Genomic DNA, 21232 nt, shown 5'->3' with positions numbered 1-21232 from the left:
CGGCTGTCGCCCCTCCGGTCGCCGGTCTCCGTCTCGACCCACCCATCGAACAGGGGAGCTGACGATGGCTCAACCGCCCCCGGGATCCTCTGGCCTGCGGTCACGGCGCCGCACGGGGTGCAGGCGCCGTCCGGTGGCGCCGACCGTGCCCTTCAGTTGTCGGCAGGGGCGCCCTCGTAGTGCTGGAGGAACTGCTCCACGAACTCGAGGGCCTCCGTGTGCCGGGTGGTCATGCCCATCGTGTTCTCCATCATGAGGATCCGGCCGAGGGCGTTGGTCAGCATGAGGAGCACGGCTGGGGGCACCTCCGGCGGCAGTTCGACGCCCGTCTCCGCGAGGCGGCGGGTGAGTACCTCCAGCTGCGCCTCGCGGTAGCGCTCGGCGCGGTCGGCGAGTTCGGCGCGGATCGTCTTGCGGTGATTGGCCAGCGCGGTGAACTCCGTGGTGAGCGCGTTTCCCGGGTGGCTGGCGATCTGCCACAGGGCGTGTATGGGCTGTGGGCCTTCCAGTCGACGGGCCACCCGCTCCAACTCCTCGTCGCCACGCCGTCGCAGCACGGCGAGGAAGAGGTCGTCGAGGGTGCGGAAGTAGTACAGCACCAGCGCCGGGGCGACCTCGGCCTCGCGGGCCACCCGACGGACGCCCACGGCGGCGTATCCCTCCTTGAGCATCAGCCGCTCGGTGACATCGAGCAGGACCTGGCGCGTCTTGGAGTTCTCGGTGCCCATGCGGCGAGGTGCGGTCATGCCGCTCATTGTCCTTGACGGCACCGGAGAGCGCTGTTAAACAGTTGTTCAACGCTCGTGTTAAACACTCGTTCAGCATGGACGGAGGGCCAGGCACATGGCTCGCTATACGGGCACCCGCACCCCGCGCGTCGAGGACGCCCGGCTCCTCACCGGCACAGGGACCTACGTCGACGACGTCGTACGGCCGGGGATGCTCCACGCCTGCTTCGTGCGCAGCCCCGTCGCACGGGCTCGTATCACGGGCATCGACGTGTCGGACGCCCGCCGACTGGACGGCGTACAAGCCGTGTTCGTCGCCGCCGACCTCAACCCCGGTGTCCGCGAGCAGTGGTACACGCTGAACGGGCGCGACGACCCGGACACCCCCCGCCCGCCGCTCGCGGAGGGGGAGGTGCGGTTCGTCGGGGATCCGGTGGCGATGGTCGTCGCCCGGGACCGCTACACGGCCGAGGACGCCGCGGAATCGGTGGTCGTCGACTACGAAGAGCTGCCCCCGGTCGTCGACTACGCCACCGCGCTGGAGTCCCCGGAGTCGGTCCACGCGACCCACCCGGGCAACCTGGTGGGCGAACTCGCCGGACGCCCGATGGAGGAGCTGGCGCCCGTCTTCGAGGGCGCCTCGCGGGTGGTGAGCGTGACGGTCCATCAGCAGGCGTACGGACCGGTGCCGTTGGAGACGCGCGGCATCGTCGCCGAGTGGTCCGCGCCGGCCGGGGAGATGACGATCTGGGCGGCGACCCAGTCCCCGCACGAAGTCCGCTCCTTCTGCGCACGCCTGCTCGGCGTCGACGAGCACCGGGTGCGGGTGGTGATGCGGGACACGGGCGGCGGGTTCGGACAGAAGGTGCTGCCGCAGCGCGAGGACATGTGCGTGATGCTCGCGGCGGCCAAGCTGCCCGCCGCGCTGAAGTGGATCGAGGACCGGCAGGAGCACCTGCTGGCGGCCGGCCAGGCACGCCACGAGCACGGCGAGGCGAGGCTGGCCCTCGACGACGACGGCCGGATCCTCGCCGCCACCCTCGACCACGTCCAGGACGCTGGCGCCTACCCGACCCCGTCCCCGGTGCAGAGCGGCATCGCCGTCGGCCTGCTCTTCCCCGGCCCGTACCGCATCCCTCAGGGCACCTTCCGCTCCCGGTTCGTGTTCTCCAACACCAGCGGACGGGTGGCGTATCGAGGCCCCTGGCAGTTCGAGTCGATGGCCCGCGAGGTCCTCCTCGACACCGCCGCCCGCCGCCTCGGCATGGACCCGGTCGAGCTGCGCCGCCGGAACATGCTGCGCCGCGAGGACCTGCCGACGGCGAACTTCAACGGCATGCCCTACGACCACATCACCCCGTACGAGACCTTCGAGCAGGCGCTGGAGATGCTGGACTACCCGGCCTTCCGGCGTGAGCAGAAGGGCGCCCGCGCCCAGGGGCGCCACCTCGGAGTCGGCACCTGCACCTACGTCGAACCGACCGCAGGCGCCACACCGTTCCACGGCACCGAGGGCGCGACCATCCGCATCGAGCCCTCCGGCAAGGTCAACGTCTATATGGCCGGCGGCTCGTGCGGGAACAGCCTGGAGACGACGGTCGTGCAGCTCACCGCCGACGCGCTCGGCGTGGCCATCGAGGACGTCAGCACCATCCAGGGGGACACGGCACTCACTCCGTACGGTGCCGGAACCGGTGGCAGTCGGTCGGGTCCCATGACCGCCGGTGCGATCGCCGAGACCGCGGCCGGATTACGGGCGCGGATCCTCGCCATCGCCGGGCACCGGCTCGAAGTCGCTGTGGAGGATGTGGAGTTGACCGGCGGCCGGGTCTCCGTGAAGGGCGACTCGGAGAAGGCCGTTACCCTCGCCGAGATCGCCGACCTCGCCTACTTCCAGGTCCACGCCCTGCCGCCGGGCATCCCGGCCGGACTGGAGGCCAGCGGCCGCTATCGGACCCCGCACCTGATGATCTGGGCCAACGCCACCCATCTGTGCACCTGCGAGGTGGACGTGGTGACCGGCGCGGTGAAGCTGCTGCGGTACATCGTCAGCGAGGACTGCGGGCCCATGATCAACCCCAGTGTGGTGGAGGGGCAGATCTACGGCGGGACCGTCCAGGGCATCGGCGGCGCTCTGTACGAGCACCTCGCCTACGACGACGCCGGCAACCCGCTCGCCACCACCTTCATGGACTACCTGCTCCCCACGGCCACCGAGGTGCCCGTCATCGAGCTCGGGCACATCGAGTCACTCAGCCCAGGTCCGGGCGGTCACAAGGGAGTTGGTGAGGGCGGCGCGATCGGATCCGCCCCGGCCGTGGTGAACGCGGTCGCCGACGCGCTCGCACCGCTGGGCGTGGAGATCAGCCGACTGCCGCTGACACCGGCCTCGATCGTCGAACTCGTCGATCGGGCAAGGGCGGTGAGCGCATGAAGCCGGCCGCGTTCGACTACCACGCACCCTCCGACACCGAGGAAGCGACCGGGCTCCTGGCCGAGCTCGGAGACGAGGCCAAAGCGATCGCCGGAGGCCAGAGTCTGGTACCCATGCTGGCCCTGCGCCTCGCGTCCTTCGCCCATCTCGTGGACCTGCGGCGGGTGAGCGAACTGCGCGGTATCGAGCACCACGACGGGACGCTCCGCATCGGAGCCACCACCACCCAGGCCACCCTCCAACGCTCGGAAGAGGTACGTGCCGCGGTACCCCTGCTCGCCCGGGCCACCCCGCTGATCGGCCACTTCCAGATCCGCAGCCGAGGCACCATCGGCGGCTCGCTCGCCCACGCCGATGCCGCGGCCGAGTACCCGGCGGTGGCCCTGACCCTGGACGCCGAGCTCGAAGCGAGGTCGGTGCGCGGGCGTCGTACGATCCCGGCCGCGGGCTTCTTCACCGGCACCTGGACGACCGCCCTCGCCGACGACGAACTGCTGACGGGCGTCGTGTTCCCCGTCTGGCGGCGGCCCCGCGGGTTCGCCGTGGAGGAATTCGCCCGCAGAAGTGGGGACTTCGCCCTCGCCGGTGCCACCGTCGCCGTGGGACTCGACTCCGAGAGCCGCGTCGACCGCTGCGCCATCGGCCTGTTCGGACTCGGACCGGCCCCCTGCCGGGCCCGCACGGCGGAGACGGAACTCATCGGATCCGCACCGGACGAGGACCGGGCCGACGACATCGGGAACCTCGCCATGGCGGGTCTCGAAGCCGTGCCGTCCGACCTGCATGGCTCGGCCGGCTACCGCAAGCGCGTGGGTGCCGCCATGGTGGCCCGCGCCTGGCGCCGTGCCGTACGGGAGGCGCTCCATGACTGACGTCGCCATCGAGGTTCAGGTCAACGGCCTTCCGCGCCGCGACACCGTGCCGCCCCGGCTCACCCTCGCCGACTTCCTGCGCGTCAACTGCGGCCTCACCGGCACGCACTTGGGGTGCGAGCACGGTGTCTGCGGTGCCTGCACGGTGCTGCTGGACGGCGAGGCCGTGCGCGCCTGCCTGGTGTTCGCCGTTCAGGCCGACGGAAGCGAGGTCACCACCGTCGAGGGGATCGCCTCACCGGACGGTGAACTGTCCGCCGTACAGGCCGCGTTCCGCCAACACCACGGGCTGCAGTGCGGGTTCTGCACCCCGGGCTTCGTCGTGTCGGTCACCGCCTTCCTCGCCGAGAACCCCAAGCCCACCGACGAGGAGATCCGCGAGGCGCTGTCCGGGAACCTGTGCCGCTGCACCGGCTACCAGGGGATCGTCAACGCCGTCCGGGCCGTCGTCGACAGCGAGGACTCCGTATGAAACTCCAGAACACGCTCACCGTCCCCGCGTCCGTCGAGGAGGCCTGGCGGGTCCTGCTCGACCTCGAACGCGTCACTCCGTGCGTGCCCGGGGCAACGCTCACGTCCCGGGACGGCGACAGCTTCCAGGGCCGGATCAAGGTCAAGCTCGGCCCCGTCAGCCTGACTTACCGCGGCACCGTCAAGTTCCTGTCGCGGAACGAGGCGGACAGGACAGTGGTGCTGGAGGCCGGCGGAAGGGAGGCCCGCGGCAACGGGACGGTCAAGGCACTGGTCACGTGCCGTCTGGTCGCCTCGGGAGCGAACGCCACCGACGTCCTCGTGGACACCGACCTCGCCATCACCGGCAAGCCCGCCCAGTTCGGCCGCGGCACCCTCACCCAGGTCGCGGGAACGCTGGCCGGGCAGTTCGCGCACAACCTGGCCGCCGAACTCGCCGTACCCGCCCCGGACCCCGATGCCGTACCCGCCGTACCCGCCCCGGCTCCCGTCGTCGCCGAACCCCTCGACCTCATCGATGCCGCCGGCGAGGGCGCTCTCAAGCGCATCGCGCAGCCGGCCACCGCGCTCGCCGCGCTGCTCCTCCTCGCGCTCCTCGTGCGCGGCCGCCGACGCACCGACCGGTGACCAGGCCTCTCCGCCACCGTCACCCCGCTCCAACCCATCACCCCGCCCCAGGAAACGAGGTCACTCATGCCCGGACGAGTCGAAGGCAAGGTCGCCTTCATCACCGGCGCCGCCCGCGGCCAGGGCCGCAGCCATGCCGTACGGCTGGCAGAGGAGGGCGCCGACATCATCGCCGTCGACGTGTGCAAGCAGCTCGACGGCGTCACGTTCCCGATGTCGACCCCCGAAGATCTGGAGGAGACGGTCAACCAGGTCCAGAAGCTGGGCCGTCGTATCCACGCCGTACAGGCGGACGTCCGTGACCACGACGCCCTCAAGGCCGCCGTGGACGACGGCGTCGCCGAATTCGGCCGGCTGGACATCGTCGCGGCCAACGCCGGCCTGGGCAGCGACGGCGCCACGCTCGATGCCATGGAGGAGAAGACCTGGCGCGACATGATCGACGTCAACCTGACCGGCGTCTGGCTGTCCGCCAAGGTCTCCATCCCGCACATCGTCGCGGGCGGCCGGGGCGGCTCCATCATCCTGACCAGCTCCGTGGGCGGGCTGAAGGGCTACGCGAACATCGGCCACTACATCGCCGCCAAGCACGGCGTCGTGGGCCTGATGCGCACGCTGGCGGGGGAGTTGGGGCAGCACAGCATCCGCGTCAACACGGTGCACCCCACCCAGGTCAACACACCGATGGTGATGCACGAGGGCACCTACCGTATGTTCCGCCCCGACCTGGAGAACCCCACCGCCGACGACTTCGCGGCGGTCTCCCAGGGCATGCACATGCTCCCCACCCCGTGGGTGGAGCCGCTGGACATCAGCAACGCCGTCCTCTTCCTCGCCTCCGACGAGGCCCGCTTCGTCACCGGCGTGACCCTGCCCATCGACGCCGGCGCTCTGCTCAAGTGAGCCGCACAGCAAGGGAGTTGTGCCCATGACCACCGCTGACACCGTCTACTGGGACCCCTACGACCCCGCCCTCGCCCGTGACCCCTATCCCCTCTACGCACGACTGCGCGAGGAAGCCCCGCTCTACTACAACGACCAGCACAAGTTCTATGCCGTCAGCCGTCACGCCGACGTCCAGAGGGGCCTGGCGGACTGGCAGACCTATTCCTCCGCCCGGGGCGACATCCTGGAGATCGTCCAGGCGGACATCGAACTCCCGCCCGGCACCCTCATCTTCGAGGACCCGCCCGTCCACGACATCCACCGCCGCCTTCTCGCCCGGGTGTTCACACCCCGCCGGATCTCCACCCTCGAGCCGCGCGTACGGGCCTACTGCCGACGCGCGCTCGAACCCGTCACCGGCGCCGAGCGGTTCGACCTCGTCGAAGCCGTCGGCGCCGAGATGCCGATGCGGGTGATCGGCATGCTCCTGGGCATCCCGGAGGCCGACCAGCCCGCCATCCGCGACTACACCGACGACACGCTGGGCACCGCGGACGGCGGGAAGATCAACCACGAGGACATCCTCAGCACGGACGCCTTCAGGGACTACATCGAGTGGCGCAAGAAGCACCCCTCCGACGACCTCATGACCGAGCTGATGACGGCCGAGTTCGAGGACGAGAACGGTGTCATCCGCACTCTCACCGACGAGGAGGTGCTGACGTACTGCACGGTGGTCGCCGGTGCCGGCAACGAGACCACTGGCCGCCTCATCGGCTGGTTCGGCGCCCTCATGGCCCGCTACCCCGAAGCACGCCGGGAGTTGGCGGCCGATGCCGGCCTCATCCCGAACGCCATCGAGGAGATCCTGCGCTTCGAGCCGACCGGTCCGTTCACCGCGCGCTACGTCACCAAGGACGTGGAGCTCTACGACCGTACGGTGCCGGCCGGAAGCGCCATCCTGTTCATCCAGGCCGCCGCCAACCGCGACCCCCGGCGCTTCGACGACCCGGACCGCTTCGACATCCACCGGGTCACCCAGCACATGAGCTTCGGTGTCGGCGCCCACTACTGCCTGGGTGCGGCCCTGGCCCGGCTGGAGGGCCGGATCGCGGCGGAGGAGATCCTCAAGCGGTTCCCCGGCTGGGACGTGGACTGGGACCGCGCCGAGCTGGCGCAGACCTCGACCGTCCGTGGCTGGAAGACGCTGCCGCTGGTCATCGAAGGAGCCCGATGACGACCGAGCGGTGGAGCATCACCGTCGACAAACGGATGTGCGTCCGCACCGGGCTGTGCGCCGCCTCCGCGCCCGAGCGGTTCGAGCTCGACGAGAACGGCCAGGGGCAGGCGAGGTCCGCCACCCTGCCCGCGTCCGAAGAGGTCCTGGAAGTGGCCGAGTCGTGCCCGATCGAGGCCATCGGCATCAGGGACGCGGACACCGGTGAGCGGGTCTTCCCGCCGCCCGGCGCCTGAGAATTCCTTCAACTGACTGACTGCTAAGGCAGTTGACTTCACACCACTCCATAACTAGATTCCTGTCATACGGAAATGATGTTCTCGAATCTGCGTAACACTGCTCTCCAAGGGGTCTGGTGTCGTGGTTCAACCGTCCGTGAAGGAACAGATCGTCCTGGCCGCCGAGCGGCTCTTCGCCGAGCACGGCCTCGACGGGGTGTCTCTGCGCCAGATCAGCGCGGCGGCCGGGAACGGCAACAACACGGCGGTGCAGTACCACTTCGGCACGAAGGAGCACCTCGTCCAGGAGATCTTCGAGTACCGCCTGCCGGAGCTGAACGAACGCCGCAGGCTGCTGGTCGCGCGTCGGCGCCCGGACGATCTCAGGTCATGGGTGGAGTGCCACCTCCTGCCCGTCCTGGAACAGGGCGAGCAGGAGGGCAGCCACTACCTCAGCTTCGTCGCGATGCTCCAGCAGCACGGCCGCCGGGACATCTTCGAACGCCTTTCAACCGAACTCGCCAAGCCCACCATCGACTTCGTCGAGCGGATCGGCACCCTGCTGCCGCACCTTCCCGAGCCGTTGCGCGGCCACCGCATCTCGCAGGCCCTGGCCTTCGGCGTGCACGCCGCATCCGAACGCGAACGCACCCGGGCCCGCGGCGGGCACGTGCTGTCCTTCGCCGTCCACGTCGGGGACCTGCTGGACGGCCTGGTCGGCTTCCTCCAGGCCCCGGTGTCCTCGACGACCTCGCACGTGCTCGGCGAGACCGAGACCGGAGCGAGTCAACCGGTCCTGCCCCTTCATCCCTGAACAGCCGCCCTCCCACCCGCGAGTGGAGGAACGACGTCGCGATGAGTATCGATCTGCACAACGCCGTGGCGGTGGTCACCGGCGCCGGCAGCGGGATCGGCCGCGCCGCCGCCCACGCCTTCGCCCGGCGCGGCGCGCGCGTCGTGGTCACCGACCTCGTCGGCGAGCGGGCGCACACCGTCGCCGGTGAACTCGGTGACCGGGGCGTGTCCACGGGGTGCGATGTGACCAGCCTCGACGACCTGCGAGCGGTCCGGGACCTGGCCCTCGACCGCTTCGGCCGCATCGACCTGGTCATGAACAACGTCGGCATCCTGGCCGTCGGCCCCGTCGAGGACATTCCCCTGGACGCGTGGCAACGCGTCGTGGACGTCAACCTGTTGGGCGTCGTCCGCAGCAACCTCGTGTTCCTGCCACACCTGTTGGAGCAGGGCTCCGGCCACGTCGTCAACACCGCTTCCACGGCAGGCCTGTTGCCCTACGGATTCGACCGCCTGCCCTACACCGCGACCAAGCACGCGGTCGTCGGCCTCTCCGAAGCACTCGCCCTCTACCTGCGCCCACGCGGCATCGGCGTCTCCTGCCTGTGCCCGGCCGGCGTCGCCACCAACATCGTCGAGCAGATCAGCTTCTACGGGGACCCGGCACCGCCCCGAGGCCCCGACTTCCCGGTCCTGGACGCCGATTCGGTCGGCGAACTCGTCGCCGAGGGAGTCACCCACGACCGCTTTCTCATCCTCACCGCACCGCAGGCCGCCGACGAACTGCGCGAGCACGGTGCCGATGTCGACGCCTACCTGTCCCGTCTGACGAAGGATGCCCCATGAGCAGCACACTCGACCGGCTCCGCCTGGACGGCAAGGTCGCCGTCGTCACCGGCGGTGCCGGCGCCATCGGCCAGGTCTACGGCCGTGCCCTGGCCGAGGCCGGCGCCTCCGTCGTCCTTGCGGACCTCAACGGCGAAGGCGCCGAGCAGGCCGCTAAGACACTGGCCGGCGACGGACTGCGTACGCTCGGCGTGCAGGTCGACATCACCGACCGCGCCTCCGCGGCCGACATGGCGGCGAAGGCCACCGACGCCTTCGGCGGCATCGACATCCTGGTCAACAACGCCGCCCTCATGGCCGAGATCCCCCAGGTCGACATCCTCGACCTGCCCACGGACTGGTTCGACCGGGTCATGCGCGTCAACGTCCTCGGCGCCGTCATCTGCGCGGGCGCGGTCAAGGCCGCCATGGTCGAGCGCGGCGGGGGACGCATCATCAACCAGGTCTCCGCGGGCGCCTTCATGGGCGGCGGCATCTACGGCGTCAGCAAACTCGCCCTGGTCAACGTCACCGTCGGCCTCGCCCGCTCCCTCGGCCCGCTCGGCATCAACGTCAACGCCATCGCCCCCGGCCTGGTCGAGAACGAACCCGGCCTGCGCAGCCTGCCCGCCGACCACCCCGCACGCGCCGCCCTCACGGCCGCCATCCCGGGCAAGAAGTCCGCGCCCGCCGAAGACCTCCTCGGCACGCTGCTGCTGCTCGCCTCCCCGGCCGGCGAGTGGATCAACGGCCAGGCCATCAGTGTCGACGGCGGCTGGGTCACCCGGCTGTGACCGGCGCCAGAACACCCAGGACACGGGTCGGCTTCATCGGACTGGGCAGCCAGGGCGCACCGATGGCCCGCCGCATCGCCGAGGAGTCGTTCCCCCTGACACTGTGGGCGCGGCGAAGCGCGTCGACGGACGCGTTCGCCGACACGGCCGCCACCGTGGCGGGCACACCGGCCGACCTGGGAACGGCCAGCGACATCGTGTGCCTGTGCGTCGTGGCGGACGCGGACGTCGAGGACGTCCTGCTACGACCCGACGGCGTACTGACCGGCATGGCTCCCGGCGGGGTCGTCGTCCTGCACTCCACCATCCATCCCGACACCTGCCGGCGCGTCGCCGACGAGGCCGCCAAGCGGGAGATCGCCGTGGTGGACGCCCCGGTCAGCGGGGGAGGCGCAGCGGCCGCGGAACGCAGGCTCCTGGTCATGGCCGGCGGGCAGGAAGCGGACGTCGCCCGCTGCCGCCCGGTGTTCGACACCTTCGCCGACCCGGTCATCCACCTCGGACCGCTGGGCAACGGCCAACTCGCCAAGCTTCTCAACAACTTCGTGTTCACCGCCCAGGTCGGTCTGGCACTGGACACCTTCTCCCTCTCCGACGGACTCGGCATGGACCGCACCGCGGTCGCACAGGTGCTCGCGCACGGCACCGGCGGCAGCCGCGCCGCGGCCATCCTCGCCGCTTCCGGCTTCAACACCGCCGGTCTGCGCCAGGCCCTGCCGCTGCTGCGCAAGGACGTCGGCCTCCTGCTCGACGTCGCCGACACGGCCCGGGCGCCCCGGCCCCCGACGCTCGCGGACCTCACCGCACACACCCTGTCGACGCTGGGCGAGCTTCCGGCGTCCCGACCACCGCCCCACCCGGACGACCCCAAGGCGGCACCGACATGACCACGTCCCTCTCCCACGACCTCGGCACCACCGGCCCCCTCGTCGACGGCACCTGGCTCGACACCACGTCCGCGGGCCGGCAGGACCACATCAACCCCGCGACCGGCCGCGCCAACGGCACCGTCCTGCTCGCGGGACCGCAGGAGGTCGACGCGGCCGTCGCGGCGGCCAAGAACGCCTTCCCCGCGTGGCGGGCGATGTCCCCGGACCAGCGCCGCCGCATCCTCCAGCGCGTGGAGGAGCTCATGCTGGAGCGCGTGCCCGAACTGGGCAGGCTCAACACCCTCGAACTCGGCGTCCCCTTCCGTACGTCGGCGGCGCTGGCCCACCTGTCCGCGGGCTGGTTCGGCTACTACGCCGGCTGGGCCGACAAGCTGGAGGGCGCCACCATCCCGCCCAGCCCGCGCATGGTGCCGGGCCTCGACTACACCGTCCCCGAGCCGTACGGCGTCGTCGGGATCATCCTGACCTGGAACGGCCCGATCATGTCCGTCGGCATGAAGCTCGCCCCCGCGCTCGCCGCCGGGAACTGCGTCGTCGTCAAGTCCCCCGACCTGGCCCCCTTCACCGTGGCCCGGTTCGCGGAGATCGCCCTGGAGGCCGGGCTGCCCCCGGGCGTACTGCACGTCCTGCCCGGCGGCCCGGAGGCCGGCGAGCGGCTGGTCCGCCACCCCGACGTCGCGAAGATCTCCTTCACCGGCGGCATCCCGACCGCGAAGAAGATCCTCGACGCGGCACGGCACACCCTCAAGCCCGTCCTGCTCGAACTCGGCGGCAAGACAGCGAACATCGTCTTCCCCGACGCCGACCTCGACGAGGCCGTCGCCGAGACCGTTCGCTCCTGCTTCACCCTCTCCGGCCAGGGCTGCAACCTCACCACCCGCATGCTGGTCCACCGCGAGGTGTACGACCAGGTGGTCGCCGCAACCGGCGAGGCGGCCGCCGCACTGCGCGTCGGAGACCCCTTCGACCAGGCAACCGCCCTCGGCCCGGTCATCGGCAGGACGGCCCACGAACGCATCCTGGGGATCATCGAACGCGCCGCCAAGGACAGCCGGTTGGTCGTCGGCGGCCACGCGACCGACTCCTCGACGCTGCCCCCGGACAACCGCGACGGCTACTTCATCGACCCGACGGTCCTCGCCGACGTAGACCCGCACAGCGAGGTGGCACAGCACGAGGTCTTCGGCCCGGTGCTGTCCCTGATCCCCTTCGCGACCGAGGACGAGGCGGTCGAGCTGGCCAATTCCACCCCCTACGGCCTCGGCACCGCCGTACACACCCACGACGTGTCGCGGGTCCAGCGCCTCGTCCCGCAGCTCCAGTCGGGCACCGTGCTGGTCAACGGCGCCTCGGGCCAGCCGCCGGGCGCCCCCTTCGGCGGCTACAAGCAGAGCGGCTACGGCCGCGAAGGCGGCAAGGAGGGCCTCTACGAGTTCCTCCAGACCAAGAACGTCTTCATCCGCGCATGAAGCCCCCAGGAGGTACCCCATGGCAGACGGCCGCGTGGAACACACCATCACCGAGGTCACGGCCGGCACCCGACCACCCACCACGACGACCCCGTTCGGCCGCGCCGCACGTGACTTCCTCTACGGCGAGGTCTGGTCCCGCCCCGGACTGAGCCGCCGGGACCGCCGCTGGGTCACGCTGACGTGCGTGGCCGCCGCCGACTCCCCGCAGCCCATCGAGGACCACGTCCACGCGGCGCTCGCCAGCGGCGACATCGCCCTGGAGGCCATGCTGGAGCTCGTCCTGCACTTCGCGGTGTACTGCGGCTGGCCCAAGGCCTCCCACCTGGAGGGAGCCATCGCCCGCCAGTGGGACCGCATCCACCGCGAACGCGGCGAACAGACACCGCCCTGGCCGCAGTTGACCAACGACACGCTCGGTCCCGGCGCGTGGGACGAGCGACTCAAACGCGGCGTCGAGGAGTTCATCGACGTCAACCTCACGCCCGCACCGCCCGCGAACTCGCCGTACCGGCACGCCGGCATCCTGGGCTTCGTCTTCGGGCACGTCTGGCAGCGCCCCGGACTGACCCGCCGCGAACGCCGGATCATCACCGTCGCCAGCGTCGCCCTGGACGACTCGCCCGTCCCTCTGCAGACGCATGTCAAGGCCGCGCTCCACTCCGGCGACCTCACCAAGGAGGAGATGGACGAGATCGTGCTCCAGTTCGCCGCGTACTACGGCTTCGCCAAGGGGGAGGCGCTCGCGGACGCGGTGGAGACGGCGTGGGCGTCCAAGGCCGACTGACCGGAGTGCCGCGGCACGATCAAGCCCACTCCACCAAGGTCCGCGCCGTGAGTCATTGCTTCAGACCATTGTGTTTCGGCCGAGTCTGTTCGTAAGCTTTCCACATGGAAGGTATTGAAACGATTCAATACCTGGCGGGGGAGGGACACCCCTGCTCCAGCGCGGTGCGCTTACGAAGGGAATCTGAGCCGTGGCCGAGGAGAACAGAAGTGCGTTGAGCCGCCGATACATGCTCGGCATCATGACGGCCGCGGCGGCCGGGGCCTCGCTCCCGCTCGCCGCCACGCCGAACGCCGTGGCGGCAACAGCGGGCGGGCACGGTTCCGCACCTGCGAAACTGCAGGTCAACTCGCGGTTCGCGCCCCTGGGCGCGGAGACCGCGCCGGCGTTCAGCTGGGTGCCTCCGGTGGCCAGACAGACCGCGTACGAGATCCACGTCGGCACCGGGCCAGGCAAGGCCGACATCTGGCGCAGCGGCAAGGTGGCGAGCTCGAACAGCGCCGAGGTGGCCTACGGGGGCGGCGCGTTGCGGTCCGAGCAGGCGTACTTCTGGCAGGTGCGGACCTGGGACGAGAAGGGCGCACCCGGCCCCTGGAGCGCACCGGCGACATGGGAGACCGGCCTGCTCAAGGGTGAGAAGGACTGGTCGGACGCGCGGTGGATCGGCGGCCGTGAGACGCAGGACCACGACTGGAAGGACCTGACCGCGACCGTCGCCTTCCGCGGCGGGACCGACGCCGCAGGCGGACTGTCCCTGCTCCTGCGCGCCGAACCCATCGGCAAGAACTGGGGCGAGGGCCTCAACTGGACCGTCCGGCAGTCCGGCGACGACATGCAGCTGGTCATGAAGACCAGCCACTACGCCGGCAACACCTGGGTGGACGACGGCACCTCCCAGCCGAACTGGGGCGTCGACCACTACGACCCCCAGAGCGAGACCAACCCCACCACCGCGGGCACCCGCAGCGTCCCGGTCGGCACGGTCACCCTCCCCGCCGCCACCGGACTGACCAAGGACACCTGGGCCACCCGCGACCACACGGTGGTGGTGGCCGTCAGCGATCTCACCGTGACCACCACCGTCAACGGCGTCGAGGTCGACAGCCGCACCCTCACCGGGGACCAGATCCGCCGCCACGGCAGCTTCGGCTTCGGCGGCGGCACCTCCGCCACCGTCCGCAGCGTCAAGGTGACCGGCACCGGCGCGCGCGACTTCGCCGCCGACCTGACCACGGGCGCCAACCCGTTCGAGAACGGCATCGGCACCCTCGCCGGTCTGACCTTCCCGCCGAAGAACCCCTTCATCCCGTTTAAGAACAGCGTGCTGCCGATCGCCAACCCGGCCCCCGTCCTGCGCCGCGCGTTCACCCTGCCCCGAGGGCGCCGTATCGCGAAGGCCCGCCTGCACCTGAGCGCCGCCGGCAACGTCACCTTCACCGTCAACGGCGCCCCGATCACCGTCGACGGCAAGCAGCCGGCCCGGGACCGCACCAACGTGCCCCGCCTGCTGACCGACCAGAGCACCTACGACCGCACGGTCCTGTACGACACCTTCGACGTCAGCGCGCTGCTGGAGGCCGGCCGGCAGAACGTCGTCGCCGCCGAACTCGGCCGCGGCTGGTACGGCGTCACCACACCCCAGGAGTGGTACTGGCAGCTCGCCCCGTACGCCGGCCAGCCCCGACTGCGCGCGAAGCTCGTCGTCACCTACACCGACGGCTCCCACACCACACTCGTCACCGACCAGGACTGGCTCAGCGCGGACGGGCCCACGACGTTCGACTCCGTCTACTCGGGCGAGAAGTACGACGCCCGGCGAGCGGACCGGCTGGGGGAGTGGCGCTCGGTCGGCTACCGCACCGGACGTGACTGGCGACCGGCCACCGTCCTGATCCCGCCCGGCAGTTGCTCCGGCCCCTCGCCCAAGTACCACGGCGCGCTTCCCGCCACGACGATCCCCAACGGCTTCAAGCCCGCCGTCCTGCGCGCCCACGAGGCGGAGCCGGTGCTGGTCGACCAGACGCTGCGCCCGGTCTCGATCACCGAGACGGCGCCCGGCTCGGGGACCTGGGTCCTGGACTACGGCCAGATCCTGACGGGCCTCGTCCACCTGCAGCTCACCGGCATACGCCCCGACAAGGAGGGCCTCACCCTGCGCATCCGCGGCGGCAACCGCATCGTCGGCGGTGACGGCACGACCGGCTCCCCCCTCTCCGTCGAAGAGGAGAACTTCCAGCACGACGCCAACCTCCAGACGCACTACCACACCGTCGGCAGACGGTCGGCGCAGACCTGGGAACAGCAGTTCAGCCACTTCGGCTTCCGCTACCTGGAAGTCATGAACCTCGAGGCCGTCCTCGGCCGCGCCCCCGACCTCACCCGCGACGCGAACGTCCTGACCGTCGGCGTCGCCCGCACCGGCTTCGCCCGCACCGGTACCTTCACCACCGACAACGCCCTGCTCAACCGCCTCCAGCGCAACCTGGAGTGGGCCGAGCAGAACAACCTCGTCCAGAAGCCCACCGACACCCCGTCCCGGGAGAAGAACGGCTGGACCGGCGACGCCATGGCCAGCTCCGAGTCGGAGTCCCTCACCTGGGACGTCAACGGCGTCTTCACCAACTACCTGCGGCACTTCCCCGATGCACAGATCTCCACCGGCCAGCTGCCCATGTTCGTCCCCATCGCCAAGGGCGGCTACGGCTACGACCACACCCCCGGCTGGAACGCCACATGGAAAGCCGTGCCCGCCTGGGACTCGGCGTACTTCGTCATGCCGCGCGAGCTGTACACGTACTACGGCAACAGCAGCCTGTTCGCCGAGCTCTACGACCACCAGGACACGCTCCTCAAGTACTACGAGACACTGTTCACCGCCGCCAACGACTACAAGTTCGAAGCCTCCCTCGGCGCCTACTCCGGGGCGGAGGCCCCCGGCAGCAACGCCGTCATCAGCCTCGCCTTCTACATCCACTTCTGCGACTACATGGACGAGGTGGGACGCGGACTCGGCCGCACCGAACGCGCCGCCCACTACGCCAAGCTGGCGCGCACCCTGCGCAAGGCGTTCATCGCCAACTACTGGGACACCGCACAGGGCCACTTCACCCAGGGCAGCATCTCCAGCGAGAACACCCTGGCCATCGTCTTCGACCTGGTGCCCGGCTCGGACCTGAGCCCCGGCGACCCCCGCTACCTGGCGGGCACGAAGACGGTCGAGGAGAACAAGAAGGTCCTCGCGAAGCTCCTGGCCGACCGGATCGTGGCGGCGGACCAGCACATCCAGAACGACATGTACGGCTCGCGCTACGAGTTCAACATCCTCAGCGAATACGGCTACACGGACATCGCCCTCAAGGCCGTCACCCAGACCGGTCTGCCGGGCTACGTCTACCAGATCGCCAAGGGCGCCACCTCGTTGTGGGAACAGTGGACCGACCGCCTCTCGGTCAACCACCACTACCGCTCCAACGTGGCAACCTGGTTCTACCAGAGCCTGGCCGGCATCAGGCCGACCTCAACGGCCTACGAGTCGCTGCGCATCCGCCCGTACATTCCCGCGGTCGCGGTCAACAGCCTGGTTCCGAAGGACACGCAGGACACCGACCTGGCGCCCACGACCCTGGACCACATCAGCGCCTCGATCGACACCGTGCGCGGCAAGGTGTCCTCGGAGTGGCGGCGCCGCCCGGACGGCAGGATCGACCTGGCGGTCACCGTCCCGTACAACACCGAGGCCGAGATCTGGGTCCCCACCCAGGGCAAGTCTGTCACCGCTCCCCGAGGAGTCGCCTTCGTCCGCGACGACACCTCCGGAGGCGCCGACTACAAGGTCTACCGCGCCCGAGCGGGGTCGTACCGCTTCAACGCTCGCTGACCTGACCGCGTGAACCTTCGCGTCGTGCCGAGGCGTTGTCTTCGGCACGGCGGGATGTACGTGGTGGTGACATCACCCACACCCGCATGCACGATCCCTGCCACCATGCTCGTGGCCGCCCCGTCGGCCGTCGCCGTCATCAGGCGTCGAAGAATCTCGGCCTCGCCATCCATCAGCAGTTCCCGGACACCATGGTCGACGTCAAGGGGGTCATCTCCGAGGGCGACCTGGTGCTCGTGCACTCCAACGTCCGCATGCGCACCCCCGCTACCGCGCGCTGCGCCGTGACGCTGGGTACGAGTGGTGTCGACGTGACGCTTCGCGTCCAGGACGAGGGTCCGGGCACCGCCCTCGGACGCAGTGCCCCACGTCTTCGACCGCTTCTACCGGGCGCGTCGACGTGGTCTGCCCGGCCCTGCGGGAGCAGGCGCCTGCGCCCGCCTGAGAGAACGAGTGGGCGGCGGGGGCGCGCGTTTCCCTCAACGATCAGGGAACTCCGGAGGGCCGGGCGACCACCTGTGTCCGGCGGTGCCGGTCGGCGTCGGCTAGAAGCCGGGGAAGATCCGTCGCAGGTCGTCGAGGGTGAGGGAGGTGCTCACCAGAGACACCGCGCTCGGCGTGTGCGCGGGCGCGTGGCGCCCGGTGGTGAGCCGCAGCCACCATTCGGCCGGTGTGGTCAGGACGGCGTCGGGCTTCTCCGGCTCATCGGTGAGCGCGATCGTGTTCCCGACCTCCAGTCCGAACGTGCGCTCGGGTGCCGTGGTGTGGACGGCTATGCGGACCGGGCGGGCGTCCAGGGCGTCGGCCTTGCCGAGGAAGTTCAGGAATGCGCCGGCCTGGTCGAGGAGCAGTCCGGTCACGGCGGAGAGCAGGGGCGCCTCGTGATCGAAGGCGACCTCCACGTCCCAGGTGTGGTGGGCGAACTCGGTGAGCCGTATGCCGGCCACCGTGGCGACATCGGCCGCCACGGGCAGGAAACCGAGGTCGACCTTCAGTTCCTTGCGTGTCTGCGCGTCGAGGCCCTCGTAGCGGCTGACCAGCGCCTCGTTGGCAGCCACGAAGCCCTCGGCCCGCTCAACGGGTGACATGTCGTCCCAGCGCGCCCACACGGACTTGTTGAAGTCCTCGTCGGGCATGCCGGTGGCGTTCAACGCGCCCTCCAGGACTGCCAGGCTTATCTCGGCGCCACTGCCCAGATGGCTGAGCACCTGCGACACGTCCCACCCTGACGCTCCGGAGGGCCGGGAGAGGTCGGCGGAGGCGAGGCCGTGCACCACGGCCGTCAGATAGTCGTGTCCGCTGCGCAGGGCATCGATGGTCTGGTCGGCACGGTCGGTCATGTGCGTTTCTCCGTAGGTATGAGGAAGGGAGATGCAAAGGGAAAGGAAGCGTGGACGTGAGGGGGCGACTGCACTCGCGGGTTCGCCCGTGGCCCCGGTCAGGGGATCAGGACGATCTTGCCGTGGGTGTGTCCCTGCTCCAGCTCCGCGAAGGCGTCGGCCACGCGGTCGAGCGGGTACGTGGCGGCGATCGGGATCTCGACGGCACCCGAGGCGACCAGATCGACCAGCTCCACCAGGATCTCGCGTGCGGTCGCGTTGTGGCGGCCGTCGGTCCGGGCACCGATCTGCGCCGCACGTTCCATGGCGACGGTGGTCTGGATGCGGTCCGGCTTTATGCCGAGTGAGACAGCGAGGTCGAGGTACTCCGGCCCGTAGAGGTCGATGAACGCGTCGATTCCGCCCGCTCCCGCTGCCTGCTCGAGCCGCCCGCGAAGGTTCTCTCCGTACGGCACCGGGACGACGCCGTGTTTCTGCAGCCACCAGGCATTGGCCGACGAGGCGATGCCGAGCACGCGCACGCCCCGGCCGGTGAGCATCTGTACGAGGAACGAACCGACCCCTCCCGCGGCGGCAGACACGGCGACCGTCTCCCCGGGCTGGGGAGCGACGGCGCGCAGTGCGGCGTAGGCCGTGGCGCCGACCATGTGTAGGGAGCCCGCCACCTCCCAGCTCACCTGAGGCGGTTTGGCCACCAACCGGTCCGCCGCGACAGCCAGATGCGTCGCCTGCGTGGCTCCGGTCGGCGACCAGCCCAGCACCTCGTCGCCGACGGCCAACCCGTCGGCCCCGGCACCGACAGCCGCGACGACCCCGGCGAGGTCGCTGCCCTGGCCGGACGGGAAGTCCACCGGGAACAGATCCCGGATGACCCCGGAGCGGATCATCGCGTCGAAGGGGTTGATGCCGGCGGCACGGACCTCGACGACGACTTCCCCGAGCCCTGCCTCGGGCATCGGGACGTCGGTGACATACAGCTCGTCGCGATCGCCGTACTGGTCGAAACGCACGGCCTGCGCTGTTCGGTTCATGTCTACTCCGTAGGGTGTCGGGTCGGCCCGGGAGGGCCGGGTGTGGCTGATGTCTTCTTGCACGTCAGGGGACGATGACGGTCTTTCCGGTGGCATGGCCGGCACGTGCCTTGGCGATGATGGCCGGGGCGTCGGCGAGCGCGACTTCCGCGTCGATACGGACGCGCAGCTCACCGGAGGCGGCGAGCTCGGCGAGTGTCGTCAGCGTCTCGACGGTGGGACGGTTGCCGAGGTTGACGCCGAGGATGTCGCGGGCTGCCAGGGCCTCCGGATCGGTGGCGTAGTTGGTGCTGACCAGGGTGGAGCCGGCGCGGAGCAGACCGGCCATCGGGCTGATGTCGCCGCCGGTCGGGGTGACGAGGTCGACGACGGCGTCGATGCCCTCGGGGTGCGCGGCTGCCACTTGCTCATGGGTGGGTGCCAGGGTGAAGTCGATGACGGCGTGGGCACCGAGATCGCGCAGGTGATCGGCCAGCTCGGGGGTTCCGGTGGCCAGCACGTGGGCTCCGGCCCGGGCGGCGAACTGGATGGCCGACTGGCCCACGCCGCCGCTGGCGCCGTTGATCAGAAGGGTGTGTCCGGCGGCGAGTCGCGCGGCCTGGACGGCCTGGTAGGCGGTCACGCTCGCGGTGGGAAGGGCGGCGGCGAGCGTGAAGCAGAGACCCTCGGGGATGAGGGCGATGTTGCTGTCCTGTTCGGCGAGGGTGTACTCGGCGTAGGAGCCCTGACCCTGGAGCAGGCGCATGAACTGCCCGTAGACACGGTCCCCGGGGCGGAAGCGGGTGACGCCCGGCCCGGTCTTCTCGACCACGCCCGCGGCGTCCGAGCCCATGACCAGGGGGAAGGAGTGCGCTACGGAGTCCCTGAGGGCGCCGTCCGTGACCTTCCAGTCGAAGGGGTTCACTCCGGCGGCGTGGACGCGGACCAGGATCTCGCCGGTGCCGGGCTCGGGAGTGGGTAGGTCGACGAGCTCGGGCTGGGCTCCGAAATCGGTGACGACGACGGCTTTCATGCTGATGCCTTTCTCGGCCGGCGGGTTGTTGCGCTGTCAGCGCCTTGGGTGGGGGAGTCGGCGAGGTAGTGGCTGTGGACCAGGTCTCCGATGGCTCGGGTTTCGGTCAGACGCAGGGGCCGGCCGGGGCCGTGGGAGAAGGGCCCGGTGCCGACGAAGCGGGGCGCCTTGGCATCGCCGATGAAGAACGGTGCGGTGACGAGGTGGAGTTCGTCGACGAAACCCATGGCACAGGAGAGCACCACCTGCGGATGCGCGGTCATGGGAGTGTCCGAGGTGTTCGTTGCGAGGCTCAGCCGACGAGGCTCGGCACTGGCGCGAGGGCGATGGTGTGGTGGGTGTGCTGGACCTTGGCGCGCAGGTAGCGCAGGTTGCTGGGCGTGGTGTGCACACCCGTGGGGACGGTCCGGGCGACCGAGATGCCGAGGTCGCGGAGCTGCTGCGCCTTGTCGGGGTTGTTGGTGAGCAGGTTCAGCTCGGTGATGCCGAGGGCGCTGAGCATCTGGGCGGCGGCCGTGTAGTCGCGGGCGTCCTCGGGCAGGCCGAGGGCCAGGTTGGCCTCGTAGGTGTCCAGGCCCTGGTCCTGCAGGGCGTAGGCGTCGAGCTTGTTGTACAGGCCGATGCCGCGGCCTTCCTGACGGAGGTAGAGCAGGACGCCTCCGGTGGCGGCGATGTGTTCGGTTGCCTCGCGCAGCTGGGGGCCGCAGTCGCAGCGGGCGGATCCGAAGACGTCACCGGTGAGGCCTTCGGAGTGCAGACGCACCAGCGGGGTGGCCGCGCCGACCGCATCTCCCAGAACCAGGGCGACGTGCTCGGCACCGTCGGCCAGACCGTTGAACGTGACCACCTCGGCGGTGACCTGGTAGCCGTCCGAGAAGCTCAGCGGAACACGGACCCGGGTACGGACGGTGGCGGCGGTGCTGGTGGTCATGGCGTCTCC

General features: G+C 70.2%; 20 protein-coding genes. 14 read left to right on the top strand and 6 right to left on the bottom strand.

Going from position 1 to position 21232, the window contains the following annotated elements:
- Nucleotides 1-152: 152 nt before the first annotated feature.
- Nucleotides 153-746 carry a TetR/AcrR family transcriptional regulator gene (locus ACWD4O_RS41775; RefSeq protein WP_451288278.1) on the bottom strand — a complete coding sequence of 198 codons (594 nt, stop codon included), beginning with the start codon at nucleotides 744-746 and terminating at the stop codon, nucleotides 153-155.
- A gap of 97 nt (nucleotides 747-843) precedes the next feature.
- Between ACWD4O_RS41775 and ACWD4O_RS41770 the strand changes: the two genes are divergently transcribed.
- The 14 genes from ACWD4O_RS41770 (at nucleotide 844) to ACWD4O_RS41705 (ending at nucleotide 16909) form a co-directional block, all read left to right on the top strand.
- Complete coding sequence (locus ACWD4O_RS41770; RefSeq protein ID WP_451288277.1) at nucleotides 844-3162, top strand: xanthine dehydrogenase family protein molybdopterin-binding subunit; 2319 nt, start codon at nucleotides 844-846, stop codon at nucleotides 3160-3162.
- Nucleotides 3159-4034 (top strand): FAD binding domain-containing protein, encoded by an 876-nt coding sequence (locus tag ACWD4O_RS41765; protein WP_451288276.1) that lies wholly within the window; start codon nucleotides 3159-3161, stop codon nucleotides 4032-4034. The genes ACWD4O_RS41770 and ACWD4O_RS41765 overlap by 4 nt, the downstream gene beginning before the upstream one ends.
- Nucleotides 4027-4506, top strand: coding sequence for a (2Fe-2S)-binding protein (locus tag ACWD4O_RS41760; protein ID WP_451288275.1), 480 nt, complete (start codon nucleotides 4027-4029; stop codon nucleotides 4504-4506). The genes ACWD4O_RS41765 and ACWD4O_RS41760 overlap by 8 nt, the downstream gene beginning before the upstream one ends.
- On the top strand, nucleotides 4503-5132 hold the full coding sequence (locus tag ACWD4O_RS41755; RefSeq protein ID WP_451288274.1) for an SRPBCC family protein: 630 nt from the start codon (nucleotides 4503-4505) through the stop codon (nucleotides 5130-5132). The genes ACWD4O_RS41760 and ACWD4O_RS41755 overlap by 4 nt, the downstream gene beginning before the upstream one ends.
- Before the next feature lie 66 nt (nucleotides 5133-5198).
- Nucleotides 5199-6035 (top strand): mycofactocin-coupled SDR family oxidoreductase, encoded by an 837-nt coding sequence (locus ACWD4O_RS41750; protein ID WP_388645364.1) that lies wholly within the window; start codon nucleotides 5199-5201, stop codon nucleotides 6033-6035.
- Nucleotides 6036-6060: 25 nt separating this feature from the next.
- Complete coding sequence (locus ACWD4O_RS41745; RefSeq protein WP_451288273.1) at nucleotides 6061-7254, top strand: cytochrome P450; 1194 nt, start codon at nucleotides 6061-6063, stop codon at nucleotides 7252-7254.
- Nucleotides 7251-7490 (top strand): ferredoxin, encoded by a 240-nt coding sequence (locus tag ACWD4O_RS41740; RefSeq protein ID WP_451288272.1) that lies wholly within the window; start codon nucleotides 7251-7253, stop codon nucleotides 7488-7490. The genes ACWD4O_RS41745 and ACWD4O_RS41740 overlap by 4 nt, the downstream gene beginning before the upstream one ends.
- Nucleotides 7491-7614: 124 nt before the next feature.
- Entirely contained in the window at nucleotides 7615-8286 is a 672-nt protein-coding gene (locus ACWD4O_RS41735) for a TetR/AcrR family transcriptional regulator (RefSeq protein ID WP_451288271.1), read from the top strand.
- 41 nt (nucleotides 8287-8327) lie between these two features.
- Nucleotides 8328-9113: an SDR family oxidoreductase gene (locus tag ACWD4O_RS41730; protein ID WP_451288270.1), complete on the top strand. Its 786-nt coding sequence runs from the start codon at nucleotides 8328-8330 to the stop codon at nucleotides 9111-9113.
- Nucleotides 9110-9886, top strand: a complete 777-nt coding sequence (locus tag ACWD4O_RS41725) for an SDR family oxidoreductase (protein WP_451288269.1) — start codon at nucleotides 9110-9112, stop codon at nucleotides 9884-9886. Before ACWD4O_RS41730 ends, ACWD4O_RS41725 begins: the two co-directional genes overlap by 4 nt.
- Nucleotides 9883-10773, top strand: a complete 891-nt coding sequence (locus ACWD4O_RS41720) for an NAD(P)-dependent oxidoreductase (RefSeq protein WP_451288268.1) — start codon at nucleotides 9883-9885, stop codon at nucleotides 10771-10773. Before ACWD4O_RS41725 ends, ACWD4O_RS41720 begins: the two co-directional genes overlap by 4 nt.
- A complete protein-coding gene (locus ACWD4O_RS41715; RefSeq protein WP_451288267.1) occupies nucleotides 10770-12245 on the top strand; it encodes an aldehyde dehydrogenase family protein in 1476 nt (491 codons plus the stop codon). The genes ACWD4O_RS41720 and ACWD4O_RS41715 overlap by 4 nt, the downstream gene beginning before the upstream one ends.
- Before the next feature lie 19 nt (nucleotides 12246-12264).
- Complete coding sequence (locus ACWD4O_RS41710) at nucleotides 12265-13032, top strand: carboxymuconolactone decarboxylase family protein (RefSeq protein ID WP_451288266.1); 768 nt, start codon at nucleotides 12265-12267, stop codon at nucleotides 13030-13032.
- A 214-nt stretch (nucleotides 13033-13246) separates the two neighbouring features.
- Nucleotides 13247-16909, top strand: coding sequence for a family 78 glycoside hydrolase catalytic domain (locus ACWD4O_RS41705; RefSeq protein WP_451288265.1), 3663 nt, complete (start codon nucleotides 13247-13249; stop codon nucleotides 16907-16909).
- Between the two features lie 545 nt (nucleotides 16910-17454).
- On the opposite strand, the gene ACWD4O_RS41700 is transcribed toward ACWD4O_RS41705, so the two are convergent.
- The 5 genes from ACWD4O_RS41700 to ACWD4O_RS41680 form a co-directional block, all read right to left on the bottom strand.
- The gene (locus ACWD4O_RS41700; protein WP_451288264.1) at nucleotides 17455-18249 is read right to left on the bottom strand and encodes a maleylpyruvate isomerase family mycothiol-dependent enzyme; all 795 of its coding nucleotides are present in this window, start codon (nucleotides 18247-18249) and stop codon (nucleotides 17455-17457) included.
- A 98-nt stretch (nucleotides 18250-18347) separates the two neighbouring features.
- Nucleotides 18348-19280, bottom strand: coding sequence for an NADP-dependent oxidoreductase (locus ACWD4O_RS41695; RefSeq protein WP_451288263.1), 933 nt, complete (start codon nucleotides 19278-19280; stop codon nucleotides 18348-18350).
- Between the two features lie 64 nt (nucleotides 19281-19344).
- Complete coding sequence (locus tag ACWD4O_RS41690; RefSeq protein ID WP_451288262.1) at nucleotides 19345-20292, bottom strand: NADP-dependent oxidoreductase; 948 nt, start codon at nucleotides 20290-20292, stop codon at nucleotides 19345-19347.
- Nucleotides 20289-20555, bottom strand: coding sequence for a dihydrofolate reductase family protein (locus tag ACWD4O_RS41685; RefSeq protein ID WP_451288261.1), 267 nt, complete (start codon nucleotides 20553-20555; stop codon nucleotides 20289-20291). Before ACWD4O_RS41685 ends, ACWD4O_RS41690 begins: the two co-directional genes overlap by 4 nt.
- A 29-nt stretch (nucleotides 20556-20584) precedes the next feature.
- Nucleotides 20585-21223, bottom strand: a complete 639-nt coding sequence (locus ACWD4O_RS41680) for a GTP cyclohydrolase II (protein WP_451288260.1) — start codon at nucleotides 21221-21223, stop codon at nucleotides 20585-20587.
- Nucleotides 21224-21232: the final 9 nt, after the last annotated feature.

This window comes from Streptomyces sp. NPDC002623 (assembly GCF_053592635.1).
Note: the sequence above shows the minus strand (reverse complement) of the source record. Positions and strands in the feature narration are given on the sequence as shown.

What these genes read in the sequence shown, in the direction of transcription:
- ACWD4O_RS41775 (WP_451288278.1), bottom strand. Translation starts at nt 746, where the DNA reads ATGACCGCACCTCGCCGCATGGGCACCGAGAACTCCAAGACGCGCCAG.
- ACWD4O_RS41770 (WP_451288277.1), top strand. Translation starts at nt 844, where the DNA reads ATGGCTCGCTATACGGGCACCCGCACCCCGCGCGTCGAGGACGCCCGG.
- ACWD4O_RS41765 (WP_451288276.1), top strand. Translation starts at nt 3,159, where the DNA reads ATGAAGCCGGCCGCGTTCGACTACCACGCACCCTCCGACACCGAGGAA.
- ACWD4O_RS41760 (WP_451288275.1), top strand. Translation starts at nt 4,027, where the DNA reads ATGACTGACGTCGCCATCGAGGTTCAGGTCAACGGCCTTCCGCGCCGC.
- ACWD4O_RS41755 (WP_451288274.1), top strand. Translation starts at nt 4,503, where the DNA reads ATGAAACTCCAGAACACGCTCACCGTCCCCGCGTCCGTCGAGGAGGCC.
- ACWD4O_RS41750 (WP_388645364.1), top strand. Translation starts at nt 5,199, where the DNA reads ATGCCCGGACGAGTCGAAGGCAAGGTCGCCTTCATCACCGGCGCCGCC.
- ACWD4O_RS41745 (WP_451288273.1), top strand. Translation starts at nt 6,061, where the DNA reads ATGACCACCGCTGACACCGTCTACTGGGACCCCTACGACCCCGCCCTC.
- ACWD4O_RS41740 (WP_451288272.1), top strand. Translation starts at nt 7,251, where the DNA reads ATGACGACCGAGCGGTGGAGCATCACCGTCGACAAACGGATGTGCGTC.
- ACWD4O_RS41730 (WP_451288270.1), top strand. Translation starts at nt 8,328, where the DNA reads ATGAGTATCGATCTGCACAACGCCGTGGCGGTGGTCACCGGCGCCGGC.
- ACWD4O_RS41725 (WP_451288269.1), top strand. Translation starts at nt 9,110, where the DNA reads ATGAGCAGCACACTCGACCGGCTCCGCCTGGACGGCAAGGTCGCCGTC.
- ACWD4O_RS41715 (WP_451288267.1), top strand. Translation starts at nt 10,770, where the DNA reads ATGACCACGTCCCTCTCCCACGACCTCGGCACCACCGGCCCCCTCGTC.
- ACWD4O_RS41710 (WP_451288266.1), top strand. Translation starts at nt 12,265, where the DNA reads ATGGCAGACGGCCGCGTGGAACACACCATCACCGAGGTCACGGCCGGC.
- ACWD4O_RS41700 (WP_451288264.1), bottom strand. Translation starts at nt 18,249, where the DNA reads ATGACCGACCGTGCCGACCAGACCATCGATGCCCTGCGCAGCGGACAC.
- ACWD4O_RS41695 (WP_451288263.1), bottom strand. Translation starts at nt 19,280, where the DNA reads ATGAACCGAACAGCGCAGGCCGTGCGTTTCGACCAGTACGGCGATCGC.
- ACWD4O_RS41690 (WP_451288262.1), bottom strand. Translation starts at nt 20,292, where the DNA reads ATGAAAGCCGTCGTCGTCACCGATTTCGGAGCCCAGCCCGAGCTCGTC.
- ACWD4O_RS41685 (WP_451288261.1), bottom strand. Translation starts at nt 20,555, where the DNA reads ATGACCGCGCATCCGCAGGTGGTGCTCTCCTGTGCCATGGGTTTCGTC.
- ACWD4O_RS41680 (WP_451288260.1), bottom strand. Translation starts at nt 21,223, where the DNA reads ATGACCACCAGCACCGCCGCCACCGTCCGTACCCGGGTCCGTGTTCCG.